This is a genomic window from Acinetobacter sp. Ac_3412 (assembly GCF_013072675.1).
GTDB lineage: Bacteria > Pseudomonadota > Gammaproteobacteria > Pseudomonadales > Moraxellaceae > Acinetobacter > Acinetobacter higginsii.
In genome coordinates, this window is sequence record NZ_LXUJ01000009.1 from 597,691 (window position 1) to 612,395 (window position 14,705).

At 40.4% G+C, this 14,705-nt stretch carries 14 protein-coding genes; 10 read left to right on the plus strand and 4 right to left on the minus strand.

What is annotated here, in order from left to right:
* The first annotated feature begins 183 nt into the window (after positions 1-183).
* Both A7P54_RS10975 and A7P54_RS10980 read left to right on the plus strand, forming a co-directional pair.
* Positions 184-654, plus strand: a complete 471-nt coding sequence (locus A7P54_RS10975) for a YaiI/YqxD family protein (protein WP_005151751.1) — start codon at positions 184-186, stop codon at positions 652-654.
* A 7-nt stretch (positions 655-661) separates the two neighbouring features.
* Entirely contained in the window at positions 662-1,555 is an 894-nt protein-coding gene (locus tag A7P54_RS10980; protein WP_171549595.1) for an EamA family transporter, read from the plus strand.
* Between the two features lie 14 nt (positions 1,556-1,569).
* On the opposite strand, the gene A7P54_RS10985 is transcribed toward A7P54_RS10980, so the two are convergent.
* The gene (locus A7P54_RS10985; RefSeq protein WP_005204919.1) at positions 1,570-2,151 is read right to left on the minus strand and encodes a PilZ domain-containing protein; all 582 of its coding nucleotides are present in this window, start codon (positions 2,149-2,151) and stop codon (positions 1,570-1,572) included.
* 25 nt (positions 2,152-2,176) lie between these two features.
* On the opposite strand from A7P54_RS10985, the gene A7P54_RS10990 reads away from it, so the two are divergent.
* From A7P54_RS10990 to A7P54_RS11005, 4 genes are all read left to right on the plus strand, one after another.
* On the plus strand, positions 2,177-3,412 hold the full coding sequence (locus A7P54_RS10990; protein WP_171549596.1) for a lipoprotein-releasing ABC transporter permease subunit: 1,236 nt from the start codon (positions 2,177-2,179) through the stop codon (positions 3,410-3,412).
* The gene (gene lolD / locus A7P54_RS10995) at positions 3,405-4,094 is read left to right on the plus strand and encodes a lipoprotein-releasing ABC transporter ATP-binding protein LolD (protein ID WP_004654642.1); all 690 of its coding nucleotides are present in this window, start codon (positions 3,405-3,407) and stop codon (positions 4,092-4,094) included. Before A7P54_RS10990 ends, lolD begins: the two co-directional genes overlap by 8 nt.
* On the plus strand, positions 4,087-5,322 hold the full coding sequence (locus A7P54_RS11000; protein WP_050511498.1) for a lipoprotein-releasing ABC transporter permease subunit: 1,236 nt from the start codon (positions 4,087-4,089) through the stop codon (positions 5,320-5,322). The genes lolD and A7P54_RS11000 overlap by 8 nt, the downstream gene beginning before the upstream one ends.
* An 88-nt stretch (positions 5,323-5,410) precedes the next feature.
* Complete coding sequence (locus A7P54_RS11005) at positions 5,411-7,837, plus strand: DNA internalization-related competence protein ComEC/Rec2 (RefSeq protein WP_171549597.1); 2,427 nt, start codon at positions 5,411-5,413, stop codon at positions 7,835-7,837.
* Between the two features lies 1 nt (position 7,838).
* On the opposite strand, the gene A7P54_RS11010 is transcribed toward A7P54_RS11005, so the two are convergent.
* Positions 7,839-8,795 carry a lysophospholipid acyltransferase family protein gene (locus A7P54_RS11010; protein ID WP_171549598.1) on the minus strand — a complete coding sequence of 319 codons (957 nt, stop codon included), beginning with the start codon at positions 8,793-8,795 and terminating at the stop codon, positions 7,839-7,841.
* 139 nt (positions 8,796-8,934) lie between these two features.
* On the opposite strand from A7P54_RS11010, the gene sppA reads away from it, so the two are divergent.
* Positions 8,935-9,957: a signal peptide peptidase SppA gene (sppA, locus tag A7P54_RS11015; RefSeq protein WP_171549599.1), complete on the plus strand. Its 1,023-nt coding sequence runs from the start codon at positions 8,935-8,937 to the stop codon at positions 9,955-9,957.
* 159 nt (positions 9,958-10,116) lie between these two features.
* On the plus strand, positions 10,117-10,908 hold the full coding sequence (locus A7P54_RS11020; protein ID WP_171549600.1) for an alpha/beta hydrolase: 792 nt from the start codon (positions 10,117-10,119) through the stop codon (positions 10,906-10,908).
* 37 nt (positions 10,909-10,945) lie between these two features.
* On the opposite strand, the gene purN is transcribed toward A7P54_RS11020, so the two are convergent.
* Both purN and purM read right to left on the minus strand, forming a co-directional pair.
* Positions 10,946-11,575, minus strand: a complete 630-nt coding sequence (gene purN / locus A7P54_RS11025; protein ID WP_171549694.1) for a phosphoribosylglycinamide formyltransferase — start codon at positions 11,573-11,575, stop codon at positions 10,946-10,948.
* Entirely contained in the window at positions 11,572-12,642 is a 1,071-nt protein-coding gene (gene purM, locus A7P54_RS11030; protein ID WP_004805639.1) for a phosphoribosylformylglycinamidine cyclo-ligase, read from the minus strand. The genes purN and purM overlap by 4 nt, the downstream gene beginning before the upstream one ends.
* A gap of 134 nt (positions 12,643-12,776) precedes the next feature.
* On the opposite strand from purM, the gene cxpE reads away from it, so the two are divergent.
* A complete protein-coding gene (cxpE, locus tag A7P54_RS11035; RefSeq protein ID WP_171549601.1) occupies positions 12,777-13,970 on the plus strand; it encodes a chloramphenicol efflux transporter CxpE in 1,194 nt (397 codons plus the stop codon).
* A gap of 20 nt (positions 13,971-13,990) precedes the next feature.
* Entirely contained in the window at positions 13,991-14,689 is a 699-nt protein-coding gene (locus A7P54_RS11040; protein ID WP_004805642.1) for a DnaA/Hda family protein, read from the plus strand.
* The last annotated feature ends 16 nt before the right edge of the window (positions 14,690-14,705 follow it).

A 14,705-nucleotide genomic window follows, 5' to 3' on the forward strand; every position in this document is an offset into this window, starting at 1 on the left:
GTCATATTTCAAGTCTGAATCTGTAATTCTCTACAATTAATTTAATTTTTAGCTCGAAATATCAATATGCTGCTTCAGTGTGTCGGACCAGAACTATCCATGTGAATAGTTAGATGATCTTAATTCTACTTTTCCAGTAATCTGTTACACTATATTTTTTTACTTTCATGAGCTTTTGCCAACGTGCTGCCATTCAAATTGTGGGTAGATGCTGATGCTTTGCCTAAAATTTTACGTGAAGTGATTCTACGTGCATCTGATCGTTATCAACTTGAAGTTATTTTTGTTGCCAATCAAAATGTTGGGATTACGCCGTCACTGCGGATTAAATCCATTCAAGTGATGAGTGGCGCCGATAAGGCTGACCAAGAGATTGTAGATCGTATGCAAGAAAATGACATTGTCATTACACAGGACATACCTCTTGCAGCACAAGTGATTGAAAAGGGTGGGATTGCGATTCATCCACGTGGTGAAATTTATACCACAGCCAATGTGAAAGCGCGTCTGCATTTGCGAGATTTTATGGATACTTTACGTGGTGCAGGGGTGCAAACCGGTGGGCCACCTCCGATTTCAGAACGAGACAAGCGAGAGTTTTCCAGTTCACTGGATCAGACCATTTTAAAACAGAAACGTAAGACAGCTTCTTGAGTCGGTTATGCCATCACGTATTAACCTCATGCTTACTTATGGACTATTAGTCTTTATTTGGGCAACTACACCTTTAGCGATTGTATGGAGCGTCTCCGACCTACATCCGATGTGGGCATTGGTGATCCGCTTTTTTATTGCTTTGCCTTTGGCTGTGACGGTGTTATTGCTGTTGAAGGTTAAGTTCCCAGTCCATAAAATTGCAGTATTCAGTTATGCTGCGGGTTCATTAAGCCTGATTGGATCGCAAATCTTTACTTATGCGGCAACAGCTTATTTAAGTTCTGGATTGATTGCGCTGATGTTTGGTTTGGCGCCGATTATGGCCGGTTTAATTGGGCGCTTTGGCTTCCAGCAAAAACTAGCGGGGTTACAGTGGTTAGGTATGGCAACATCGATTGTTGGATTAGCCATGATCTGCCTGAGTGGTAGCCAGCAACATGTGCAGCCGATTGGTATTATTTTAATGCTGATTAGTGTTTTTTCTTATTCATTGTCAATTTTTCTAGTGAAGAAGATTAATGCAGATTTGCCTGTTATGGCACAGGCAACGGGTTCAATTCTGGTTTCAACGATATTGGCAACCATGTTAATCCCGTGGATCTGGCAATATGTTCCAACACATTTTCCATCGGCCAAATCATTATTGGCATTGGCTTATACGGTGATTATGGCATCGTTGATCGCCATGTTCTGCTACTTTAAATTGGTGCAAAATTTAAAAGCAACGACATTGTCATTAACAACGGTGATGACGCCAATGTTGGCGATCTTGATCGGGGCATACCTGAATCACGAACAATTGTCTGCTCAGGTCTTTATTGGAGCGAGTATTATTTTATTTGGATTACTCCTTTATTTCTTTAAAGATTTAAGAGCATATCGCCGTTTAAAAATCTAAGAAACATGTGGGAATTAATTACTTTCCGTTTGCTGTGTTTGTTGAATACTGGCCGCTAATTTAGCGCGATCTTGTGGATTTAAAGTAATGAAATACGCGCCGATACGGAACTTGCCTTGTTCGTCTGCCGTGCTATGTGCCACTTGTGCTGTTGCCGCAATATGGAAGAAATTTTCTGGATGGCTCAAGGTAATATGGATATATGTGCCTTCAATAATATCTTGTGAACTATAAAAACTTAAACCATTCTCCGAAAAATTTACTTGTTCAGGAACGGGCAATAAGGATTGCACGATATTGTCATAAAAAGAGCCTGTAATCAGATTCAATTTTTGGTTAAAAAGGGATAAGATGCGAGCAATTTGTTGATCTTTTTCATTTAATTGTTCTAATTCGTAGCGAAACGCATGATCAAATTGATCTAATTCTGCAAGTAGTAGAAAATAGCGTGGCAAAACGAAATGGGAATCATACGGGTCATTCAACGCAACATCATCTGGAATGATTTGATAGTTGATTCTCAAGACAGCATCAATACGAGACATCACTCGACGTTCAGTGTTGTCGTCAACAAGATGATGTTGTGAATTTTCCATAATAAATCACCTCGGACTAGATGGTATGTTTAAGCCAATTTCGCTGTATATAGGGTTGAGATACACTCGTGCTCAGCGGAGTAATCATTTTATTTCTTTTGTCGCTTTAGTTTCCATGATCGGCTTGACGCTTGGTGTCGCTGTTCTCATTACAGTGCTATCTGTTATGAATGGTTTCGATCGTGAATTAAAAAATCGTGTCCTTGGAATGGTTCCACAAGCCACTGTTTCTTCTACTCAAATTCTAACAGATTGGCCTGAGCTTGTAAAAAAAGTTGAGAACCACCCGCATGTCACTGGTGCTGCACCATTTACTCAATTGCAAGGCATGTTAACTGGGCAAGGTCAAGTTGCAGGCATTATGGTGACGGGGATTGATCCTGAATATGAAAAGAAGGTTTCGATTATCCAGAACCACATGGTTTCAGGTGATTTAAATACATTAAAGAAAGGCGAGTTTGGGATTGTCCTCGGCAAGGATATGACCGATGCACTGGGCCTTGGCTTAAATGACAGTGTGACTTTAGTGTTGCCTGAAGCGACACCGTCACCCGCAGGTGTGGTACCACGTTTTAAACGTTTTAAAATCGTGGGGATTTTTAGTGTCGGTGCAGAAGTGGATTCAATGGTCGGTTATATCGCCTTGAATGATGCTTCTACTTTATTGCGTTTACCTGATGGTGCACAAGGTGTACGCCTTAAAGTGGATGATATTTTTGCTGCTCCGGAAGTGGTGAACCAGATTGTTAAACAATTACCTGATAATTTTTATGCAACAAGCTGGAAGGAAACGCATGGTAGCTTATTCAGCGCAGTAAAAATGGAAAAGAATCTGGTCGGTTTGCTGTTATTTCTGATTATTGTCGTGGCAGCATTTAATATCGTATCGTCATTGGTGATGGTGGTCACCGATAAAAAGGCTGATATCGCAATTCTGCGTACTTTAGGCGCCTCTCCAAGATTTATCACGTCGGTTTTTATTGTACAGGGCACCATCATTGGTGTTGTGGGTACTGTGATCGGGGTGATTTTAGGCAGCAGTTTTGCATTAACCATCAGTGATTTGGTGAGCTGGTTAAATCATACCTTTGGGCTGAATTTATTTAGTGGTTATGTGATTGGCTATTTGCCTTCCTATTTACGCTGGCAAGATGTACTGATTGTTGTGACAGCATCTTTATCTATCAGTTTTTTAGCAACAATTTACCCCGCTATTCGTGCAGCGAAAACGCAACCAGCTGAGGCATTACGTTATGAGTAAGATCGTTCTAGAATCAAAAAATATCTTTAAGCATTTCGATGATGGCAAAAGTAAAGTTGAAGTGATCAAAGGCTTATCTCTTCAAGTCAATGCGGGCGAGTTCGTTTCAATTGTGGGGTCAAGTGGTTCAGGTAAAAGTACCTTATTGCATGTATTAGGTGGCTTGGAGCAACCTTCACAAGGTCAAGTATTTTTACAAGGCCAACGCTTTGATAATTTAGGCGAGGCGGAGCGTGGCTATAAACGTAATCAATACCTTGGTTTCGTTTATCAGTTTCATCATTTACTCCCTGAATTTTCAGCTCTAGAAAATGTGGCGATGCCGTTAATGTTGCGCAGAGAAAGCAATTTTAAGGACGTGAAGAAGCAAGCAGAATATTTACTGGATCGTGTAGGTCTATCCCATCGTATGGATCATAAACCAGGCGAATTGTCGGGTGGTGAACGGCAACGTGTGGCGTTGGCTCGTGCATTGGTGACCAAGCCAGCTGTGGTGTTGGCAGATGAACCAACAGGAAATCTTGATCGTAAAACTGCACTCAATATTTTTGAATTGCTCACCGATTTGAAAAAAGAGCTCAACATGGCAATGTTGATCGTGACACATGATGAGCAATTGGCGCAGTCAGCGGACTCAATTTTGCATATGCAAGATGGTATATGGGTGGGTGAGCATGTTTAAACCCATTTCATTTTACATTGGGCTGAAATACACACAGGCAAGAAAAAAAAGCCGTCTGGTGTCATTTATTTCATTGATGACCATGATTGGTCTCACTTTGGGTGTGGCGGTGCTGATTACAGTTTTATCCGTCATCAATGGTTTTGACCGAGAATTGAAAAACCGTATTCTAGGTATTGTGCCGCAAGCGACCATTGCCTCAACACAAATTATGACCAATTGGGATGGTCTGGCGAAAGATATCGCTAAACAGCCTCATGTTGTTGCAGTTGCGCCTTATACCCAGTTACAAGGGATGCTAACTGCACATGGTCAAGTGACTGGGATTTCGATCTCGGGGATTGAGCCAGAATATGAAAAACAAGTCTCTATTGTTCATGACTATATGAAAGCAGGCAGTCTAGATGCGCTGAAAAAAGGGAAATATGGAATCGTATTAGGACAAGATTTAGCTGATAGTTTGGGACTTAAACTTAATGATCCTGTAACACTGGTTTTACCAGAAGCGACCAGTTCATCGGCAGGTGTTGTGCCTCGATTTAAACGTTTTGAAGTGGTTGGAATATTCAAAATCGGGACTCAAGTCGATTCGATGGTGGGATATATTGCACTCAATGATGCATCAACTTTATTACGCTTACCAGATGGTGCGCAGGGCATACGTTTAAAGCTGGATGATATTTTTGCCGCACCAGAAATTTCTGAGAGCATTATCAAAAAATTACCAAGTAATTTTTATGCTTCTAATTGGACATATACCCAAGGTAATTTATTTAGCGCCATTCAAATGGCAAAAAATATGGTGGGGTTATTGCTTTTACTGATTATTATCGTGGCTACTTTTAATATCATTTCATCTTTGATGATGTTGGTTACCGACAAAAAGTCAGACATTGCAATCTTACGTACTTTAGGGGCGTCTCCCTTATTGATCACCCAAATTTTCATGGTGCAGGGGACAATTATTGGTGTGATTGGAACGGGTTTAGGGACTGTTTTAGGCATTATTCTATCTTTAAGCATTGGTAATATTGTGTCATGGATCAATACCACCTTTGGCTTGAATCTACTCGATGCGTATTTTGTGCATTATCTGCCTTCCTATTTACGCTGGCAAGATGTCTTACTTGTTGTGAGTGTCTCGCTACTGTTAAGCCTACTCGCAACAATTTATCCAGCATTACGTGCAGCTAAAGTTCAACCTGCGGAAGCATTACGTTATGAATAGTGCATAAATATTGAATTAGACCTCTTGTTAAAGCCCTGAAAAAGGGCTTTAATTTTGTCTTTAGAAAAACTAAATCTAATTTTAAGAAATGTTGAAAATTGTTTTAATCAGCTGGATTGCTGGTATTGCCCTGATGGGACATGATTTTAGCTTTGCCGCACAAACTTGGTGGATTTGGCTAACATTAGCAGCCGTGATATTTGGTCTGGGTCTATATAAAAGAACGTTATATTCTGAATCTGTTGCCTATAGGTTGTTACTCTTATGTAGTGTCAGTTGGGCCTTGTTATGTACAGGTTTTTATTATGCAGATTCAGCCTTGCAGCAACGGCTAAAACTCAAAGAAATTGAAGTACAGCCTTTTGAAGCCATTATATATATCAAAAAGATTGACGAGTTAAGCGACGATGGGCAGAAACAAATCGCAGAAGTACTTAATCGGCACACACAGCCCGTTGATTGGGTACTTTATATAAAACAACAAAATAATCCAATTGTTCAGCAGCAAGAGTTGCAATTAGGTCATTATTATCGTCTATCTGGGAGGATAAAACCTGCACATAGCTATGCTGTCGCAGGTGCATTTGATCAGGAAAAATGGTTTTTACAACAAAATATCATGTCTGCTTATCAGGTCAGCGACATCCAGTCTTTAAGTCAGGATCAGATCTATCGTTTGGGCTACCACCAGCATCTTAAGCAACAACAGACCCTACAAGAAAAATTTTTGCTCAATGTTGAAATACTGCGCTTGTCATTCCGTGAAATGTTACAAGCGAGTACGCTACAGCACAAAGGGTTGTTATTGGCTTTGCTGACTGGTGACGAAAGCTTGTTATCAAATCGTTTAAAGCAACAATTCCAACAATTAGGTCTTTCACATTTATTGGCAATCTCTGGGCCACATGTCTTGGTTTTTGCGCTGATGCTGACTTGGGTATTAAAGTGCATGGTTCAGCGTTATGCGCCAAAATTATATTTATGGCAACCACGACAGGTGTTAGTACTGTTGCCTTTTGGATTCAGTGTACTGTTGTATGTGGCCTTTGTCGGTTTTGAAATTCCTGCATTGCGAACTTTATTAACCGTAATTATTGCCAGCATTTTTCTATGGTTTAGACAGTCGATTCAACCATTTGCATTATTGATTTATAGCGCAAGCTTATTGCTGATCTTTGATCCATTCAGTATTTTGTCTGCTGCATTTTGGTTGTCCTATGGGGCGTGCTTTATTCTGCTGCGCATCTATCAAACGATTAGGGATGTACCTCAAGAACAAGTCATCACAACGACTCAAAAACTACTTCTAGCGGTGAAGCTTCTGATTGAGTCGCAATGGAAAATTTTCATTGCATTACTCCCTTTGGTACTTATTTTCTTTCAGCAGATTTCATGGCTTGCGCCGATCAGTAATTTGATTGCCATCCCATTGCTTAGTGGCGTAGTGGTGCCTTTAGGGATTATCGCAGCATGTATTTGGTTGTTGATTCCTACGCTTGGGCAACTACTATTTCAGTTGAGTGATGGATTACTGGCTATTTTGTTATGGCTACTCAATAGCCTACAGCGCATTTCACCTGAGTTATATGGTGTCAGTTACACTCCCTTGATGATGTTGGGTTTTATTATTGGTATCGTGATTCTATTTCTGCCAAGAGGCACAGTCCCCAAGATCTGGTCGCTGGTGTGCTTTTTACCGATTTTTCTTGGGATAAAAGTCCAATCAACGGTATTCACTATTCTTGATGTTGGACAGGGACAGGCTATATTTTTACAGCATCCAGAACTGAGTCTAATGATTGATACGGGTGGGTCATATGATGAAACTAGGTTTAGTTTGGGCGAGCGCGTCATCATTCCTTTTTTAAAGCAGCAAGGGATACGGGCATTGGATCATGTGATTTTGTCTCATCTGGATCAAGATCATAGTGGTGCATTTACAGCAATTCAAAATGCTTTTGCAATCACTCAAGTGCAGTCCAATGACCGCAATGAAAAAATACCATTTAAAAATAATTTCTCATTGTGCCAACAAGGTCAGACTTGGTCATATTCAAATCTAAAAATAGAGATTCTATCACCCGATCAGGAGGGTTTGGCTGTTGCCACATACCAGCAAAATGAGCAGTCTTGTGTCGTTTATTTACAATTCCTGAATGCACAACCGTATCAAAATTTTCTGATTATGGGGGATGCGGGGTGGGAAACCGAATATAAGCTATTGCAGCACTATCCTGATTTAAAAGTGGATGTTCTAGTTTTAGGGCATCATGGCAGTAAGCATAGCTCTGCCTATGATTTTTTAGCGACATTAAACCCTAAATTAGCGATTGCCTCAGCTGGGTTCGATAATCGTTACGGCCATCCAAGCCAAGAATTACAAAGTCGTCTTCAATCCTTAAATATTCCTTTGCTGAATACAGCACAGTCAGGCAGTTTAACTTTTTTATTTGAAAATGGTGTTACTGAATTAAAGCAACAAAGACAGCAATGGAAGTGGCTACAGCGAGAATAGTCTAAGCTTCTTTATTTTGCTGCGTTTGTTGACGAACTTCAGCCACTTTTGCCAGTGCTTCTTTTTCATCAATATCGTAGATTTTTTTTAAAGCGGGATTAGCGCGAAAACGTTTGTAGCTCCAGTGATAATGTTCTGGATAACGTCGAATCAGTTGTTCTAAAGTTTGATGGATAATTAACGTGCCATCTTCGGCATTACCTTCATAGATTTGAGGATTGATCGGTTCGACATACATATCAAAGCCATCTTGATCATTTCTTTTTGTATAGATGAGGAGGGCCTTGGCCTTGGTTTTTTGAATCAGTTTGGCACTGAGGCTACTGGAGGCAAGCGGAATACCAAAGTAGTTGATCATGTCCCCGCCGTGATCAGGGGTATGGTCAGGTAAAATCGCTGTAGTTCCGCCTTGTTTCAAGGCCTTAAAAATCTGTCTAACCCCACTTTCATCGGTAGGAACCAGATGGGCTTGTTCACGACTACGTGCATCACGGACAAACTGGTCAGCATCAGGATTTTTAACTGGTTTATACAGGATCGTCATTTGGGTGTATTTTGATAACCATGAGTTCATGACTTCCCATGTACCAAAATGAGGGATGACTAATACCAAACCTTTCTTTTCTGCGACAGCCTCATGGAAATAATGTTCACCCTGAATGCGATGAATACTTTTGATATTTTTTTCATTTGTTGAACCCCAAATACTCAAAAACTCGAAATAAGAGGTCAGTTCGTTTTGTATTGCCTGTTTGGTGAGTTTTTTTCTTTGTTGTTGTTCCATTTCAGGAAAAGCAATTTGTATATTCAAGCTGATAATTTTTGAAAGCTTAGAAAGCGGGAATGTATTGACTAAGGCTGCAACCAAGCGTGCAAAAAACCGTCCCAATTGAATTGGTTGACGACTAACAAGCTTGATAAGACGATAACTTGAACTGTTTGATTTGGGCTGGGTCATGTATTTAAAATTAGAAAAATTACAAAGGGAAGTATAAAGCAAAAAATAATTATAAGTTAAGACAAGTTATTTAAACAGTTTTACTCAAATCCGCGTATATAATAAAGTCACTTTTTAAAATATATTGGATTGGAATCTTATGTCCGATTGGCCACCAAAACCACAAAATGAATCTACAAATAGTAATAATGTGACAGGCAAAGAATGGCAAATTTTAGAAAAAGCTGTTCTTGCTTCTGTGGAAGAGCAACGTCGTAGCCGCCGTTGGAGCATCTTTTTTAAATGCTTGGGTTTTGCATATTTGCTGATTGTATTATTGGCAATGACCAAGAGCTGTACCAGTTCTTCTGAGAAGTCAACGACAAGCATCAGCAGTAACCATTTGGCTGTCGTTGATATTGTGGGAACCATCGATTCATCTGCTGGTCAATCTACAGTGAATAGTGAAGATACCAACAAAGCATTAAAGCGTGCATTTGAGGCGAGTGGAAGTAAGGCCATTGCTTTGAATATTAATTCACCTGGTGGTTCGCCAGTACAGTCGGATGAAATTTGGCAAGAAATCCGTTACTTGAAAAAACAGCATCCAGATAAAAAAGTTTATGCGGTGATTGGTGATATGGGTGCATCAGGTGCGTACTATATTGCTTCAGCAGCAGATGAAATCATTGTCAATCCATCTAGCTTGGTGGGTTCGATTGGTGTGATTATGCCGAATTATGGCTTAAGTGGCTTGGCGCAGAAGTTAGGCATTGAAGACCGTACTCTGACTGCGGGTAGTAATAAAGATATTTTAAGTATGACCAAGCCACTTGATCCAGCACAGAAACAACATGTGCAGTCGGTGCTTGATAATGTGCATACTCACTTTATTAATGCGGTGAAAGAAGGGCGTGGTAAACGTTTGAAGTCAAATGACCCAGCTATTTTCTCTGGATTGTTCTGGACAGGTGAACAGGCTGTTGCTTTAGGTGTTGCTGACCGTAGTGGTAGTTTGACCACATTGATGCGTGATCTTAAGATTGAGCAAAAAGTGGATTATACGGTACAACGTAATCCGTTAGAATCAATTCTAGGACGTATGGGGGCGCAGCTTGGTGCAGGCATTAGTAGTTCTCTTGCGGCACAGCTAGAAACTCAGCAAAACGCGAAAATACAATAATAGTTGATAGGCTTATCAAAGCACTATGTTGATTTTAAGGAGGCTGTGTATATCACAGCCTTTTTTATGCTAAAAATAACTGGACAGTTATCCTTTTAATTTGCAATACATATGTAGAGCAGGATAATTGACCAATCAGTGAAAATAAAAGACAAGCTTATGAAACCTTTGATTCATTTTGCCCATGCCAATGGTGTTCCATCTAAAGTTTATCAAAAGCTGTTTGATCAATTAAAAGATCAATACGACATTATTTATGTGGCTGAAATTGGAAATGACAAGCGCTATCCAATTACCCACGGTTGGTCGCACTTGGTCGATCAGATTATTGATAGCATTGTGCAGCAAGCACAAGGGCGTAAAGTGATTGGCTTGGGGCATTCATTGGGTTCAGTATTAACACTGATGGCTGCTTATCGTCGTCCGGAGTTGTTTTCACAAGTCATCATGCTTGATCCACCACTCATTATTGGTAAGGCCTCTTTTGTTTTTCATCTTGCTAAAATCTTTAAACCTAAATTAGTGGATAAAATCACCCCAGCAGGTTTGTCGGTACGTCGTCGTGATCACTGGGATTCGCGCGAACAAGCTGCGGAACTGCTAGGTTCGAGAGGTTTTTATCAGCACTTTGATCCAGATTGCTTTCAAGCTTATATCAACTATGCCCTGACAGATGACCAACAAAATGGTGGTGTCACATTGACTATTGCTAAAGAGGATGAAGTGGCAATGTTTAGGACTACGCCATCCATGTGGTGGTTACCGATGCCAAAACCTCCTGTACCTGTACATTTGGTTGTGGGGAAAGACAGTATTTTTTTAAAAGAAAAATTCCCGCAAGTGGCGAAAAAGAAATTGGGTATCCCTTTTTCTGTAATGGATGGCGGACATATGTTCCCATTAGAGCATCCGATGGAAACAGTAGAGAAAATTAAAAGTTTAGTGGTTTGAATCAATAAAAAACGCATCCTAGGATGCGTTTTATTTTTTAGAACTGTGCAAACTGAATCGGCCGTTCTAAAGGTTTCTGATTGAAATAGGCTTGACCATTTTGCCATGTCAGTTGACCTGTACAGAACCATTGTGCAACTTGAGGATAGATAAAGTGCTCAAGTCCATGCACACGTTGCGCCAAGCTTGTTACCGAATCCTGCAAACCAACTTGAATTGCCGATTGCGCAATACTTTGTCCTGCATCGAGTTCGGCTGTGACAAAATGAACTGTACAGCCATGCAAACGATCTCCGGTATTTAATACACGTTGATGTGTATTCACACCTTTATAGAAAGGCAGCAGAGAAGGGTGGATATTTAACATTTTGCCTTGCCATTTGCTAACAAAACGTGGTGTTAAAATCCGCATAAAACCAGCAAGGATCACGAGGTCAACTTGCCATGCTAATAATTGTTGATGCATGGCGTCATCGAAGCTTTCGCGATTTGGATAATCTTTATGTGAAATAACAGCGGTCGCAATATTGGCATCTTTGGCACGTTGCAATGCATAAGCATCTGCTTTGTTGGATAAGACACCAATGATTTGCCCTGAAAGATTTGCATCGATCAGGGCCTGTAAGTTGCTACCGTTGCCAGAGACAAGGACAGCAATTCTCATTATGCAAAGATCACGCGAATTTTTTCGTCTGCGCCTTCAACTGATTCAGCATTTTCTTGGATATAACCAATTTTCCAAGCTTTTTCGCCTTGAGCATTTAATAGATCAATCGCTTTGTCTGCTTCACTTGCATCAACTGCAATCACCATGCCTACGCCACAGTTAAATGTGCGGTACATTTCAAAGCGTTCTACGTTGCCTTCACGTTGTAACAACTGGAATAATTCAGACCATTCCCAGCTTGATTCATCAATGACAGCTTGAGCACCATTTGGAAGTACACGTGGTAAGTTACCCGGTAAGCCACCGCCAGTGATATGTGCCATTGCATGAACATCAACTTGTTTGCAAAGTTCAAGTACTGGTTTTACATAGATGCGTGTTGGTTCCATTGCCACGTCAGCAAGTGGGCGACCATCAACGATTTGAGTTAAGTCTACATTCTTAACATCTAAAATTTTACGCAATAATGAGTAACCATTTGAGTGCGCACCACTTGATGCTACACCAAGAAGTACGTCACCAGACTTCACTTTGGTTCCATCGATAATTTTGCTGTGCTCAACCACACCAACAGCAAAACCAGCAAGATCGTAATCTTCACCTTCATACATACCTGGCATTTCAGCAGTTTCACCACCGACCAATGCACAACCAGCAAGTTCACAACCTTTACCAATCCCTGTTACGACATCTGCTGCAACATCAACATTTAAATGACCAGTCGCATAGTAGTCGAGGAAGAATAATGGCTCAGCACCACAAACAAGTAAGTCGTTTACACACATTGCAACGAGATCTTGACCAATCGTGTCATGACGGTTGAGGTTTAGTGCTAAACGTAATTTAGTCCCTACACCATCTGTTCCTGATACTAAAACAGGTTCTTCATAACCTTTTGGAATTTTGCATAGGGCACCGAAACCACCAAGACCGCCCATTACTTCAGGACGAGTGGTGCGTTTAGCGACAGATTTGATACGATCGACCAATGCGTCTCCCGCTTCAATGTCGACGCCAGCATCTTTATAGCTTAAACCAGTATTTGGGGTAGAAGTTGAGTTGCTCATAGTGAAGTCTCCGCAGTGGCGGCAGATTATAACCTGAATATACGAAACTCTTATGTTATTTATGCTCGAAAATGCTATCTTTAATTAAAATTTTTTTCCATTTATAACGATTACACGAAAAAAGGCTAGATTTTATGCAAGATCAGGTACTACGTCGTATCTTTATCCTCGCTGGGCTCGCATTACTCCTTTGGGTGCTCTATCTATTAAAGCCCATTGTGATTCCTTTTGTAGGTGCTTTTTTCATTGCCTACTTGTTTAGCCCGCTAGTGGATGTTCTTGTCAAAATTAAATTGCCCCGTTGGCTCGCAATCAGCATCGTATTTATTGGTATTGGTGTGACTTTGACCATGGTTTTATGGTTCCTAGTACCATTGATTTGGAAGCAATTGATGTATGCGCGGGATAGTATTCCTGCGGGAATTCATTGGATTAATGCGACCTTCTTACCTTGGGTATCACATACTTTTAATGTGGTGCCGATGGAAATTGATACTGAGCAGATTACTAAAGCTTTTATGGATTATATCCAGACCAACTACAGTGCTGACAGTATTCAAACCATGGCATTAAGAGTTGCCCAATCTGGATTGAACTTTATTCAGTTGGGTGGTGTGGTGATTTTAATTCCCATTATCTCATTCTACTTTTTGCTTGATTGGGAAAGAATGCTGCAAAGCTTTAGACGTTTAATTCCACGTCCTTATGAAGCGTCAACGTTAACCATCGTTCGTGAATGTCATAGTGTATTAGGTGCTTTTGTCAAAGGCCAATTCCTTGTCATGCTTCTGTTAGGCATTGTTTATGCTGTTGGTCTACAACTGATTGGTCTTGAGGTTGGCTTGATTATTGGAATGATTGCTGGTTTAGCAAGCATTATTCCTTATTTAGGCTTTGGTGTCGGGATTATTGCTGCCGTAATCGCAACACTGTTTCAGTTTGGTTTGGACTGGACGCAGCTACTTCTGGTTGGTGTTGTGTTTATGATTGGACAGATGGTCGAAGGCTATATTCTTCAGCCATTCTTGTTGGGAGATAAAATTGGTTTATCTCCTGTAGCCGTTGTTTTTGCTGTATTGGCTGGTGCACAACTGGGTGGCTTCCTTGGAATGTTAATTGCCTTACCTGTGGCTGCTGTCATTGTTGTATTATTAAAACATGCACGTGATAATTATGAAAAAAGTCGCTTATATGGATTACCAACAGAAGTTGTGTTGGTGGAAGGTGAAACTCAGCATATAAATATTGAATCAGATCATGTAGAGCTTGATATTCAAATTAAAAGCTCTCAAGATACAGAGACTTCAAACTCGAATGACTTAAAGTAATTGAGGAACAAATTAAGTATATGCGTCAACTACAACTGGATATAGAACCTCAACTCGATGCTCGAATCAGTGATTTTTCGGGGCCGGGTTGGGGACCTGTGGTTGATGCAGTTCGACAGCTACATGCTGGGTTGGTGAGCCGCTTTTATGTCTATGGCGGTGCTGGAACAGGTAAGAGTCATTTGCTTTCTGCGATCTGTGATTCATATTTAGAGTTAGGTCGACCTGCAATAAAAGTTTCATTATTAGAATTATTAGATGCACCGATTGAAGCAATCACGTCTTTAGAATTTTATGACTTAGTTGCATTAGATGATATTGATTCGATTAGTGGCGTTCCGCATTGGCAGAAAGCCGTTTTTCATTTAATGAATAATCATGAAGGGCAGTTGGTTTTTTCTTCTCGTGTTGCGCCAATTGAGCTAAAGCTTGAATTACCAGATTTACAGTCAAGGTTGACTCAGGCTGTCAGTGTAAAAGTGCCGAATGGCAGTTCCTATATTGATCGGCATGCTTTACTACAATCGGTTATGACCCGACGTGGTATTCATTTTGATCAACAGATCGTAGATTACTTGTTAAGCAATGGTCCGCATCAGGCATCAATTTTATTACAAACACTGGCTCAGCTGGAAAAAATGCTAAAGGGCGAAAAAACTAAGCTTTCAAATACAACACTTAAGCAGATTTATGCTTTGATTGATGAATATCGCCAATAGCATAAAATTTCTTGAG

What these genes read in the sequence shown, in the direction of transcription:
- lolD (WP_004654642.1), top strand. Translation starts at nt 3,405, where the DNA reads ATGAGTAAGATCGTTCTAGAATCAAAAAATATCTTTAAGCATTTCGAT.
- A7P54_RS11010 (WP_171549598.1), bottom strand. Translation starts at nt 8,795, where the DNA reads ATGACCCAGCCCAAATCAAACAGTTCAAGTTATCGTCTTATCAAGCTT.
- A7P54_RS10990 (WP_171549596.1), top strand. Translation starts at nt 2,177, where the DNA reads ATGTTTAAGCCAATTTCGCTGTATATAGGGTTGAGATACACTCGTGCT.
- cxpE (WP_171549601.1), top strand. Translation starts at nt 12,777, where the DNA reads ATGCAAGATCAGGTACTACGTCGTATCTTTATCCTCGCTGGGCTCGCA.
- A7P54_RS10980 (WP_171549595.1), top strand. Translation starts at nt 662, where the DNA reads ATGCCATCACGTATTAACCTCATGCTTACTTATGGACTATTAGTCTTT.
- A7P54_RS11000 (WP_050511498.1), top strand. Translation starts at nt 4,087, where the DNA reads ATGTTTAAACCCATTTCATTTTACATTGGGCTGAAATACACACAGGCA.
- purM (WP_004805639.1), bottom strand. Translation starts at nt 12,642, where the DNA reads ATGAGCAACTCAACTTCTACCCCAAATACTGGTTTAAGCTATAAAGAT.
- A7P54_RS10985 (WP_005204919.1), bottom strand. Translation starts at nt 2,151, where the DNA reads ATGGAAAATTCACAACATCATCTTGTTGACGACAACACTGAACGTCGA.
- sppA (WP_171549599.1), top strand. Translation starts at nt 8,935, where the DNA reads ATGTCCGATTGGCCACCAAAACCACAAAATGAATCTACAAATAGTAAT.
- A7P54_RS11040 (WP_004805642.1), top strand. Translation starts at nt 13,991, where the DNA reads ATGCGTCAACTACAACTGGATATAGAACCTCAACTCGATGCTCGAATC.
- A7P54_RS11005 (WP_171549597.1), top strand. Translation starts at nt 5,411, where the DNA reads ATGTTGAAAATTGTTTTAATCAGCTGGATTGCTGGTATTGCCCTGATG.
- A7P54_RS11020 (WP_171549600.1), top strand. Translation starts at nt 10,117, where the DNA reads ATGAAACCTTTGATTCATTTTGCCCATGCCAATGGTGTTCCATCTAAA.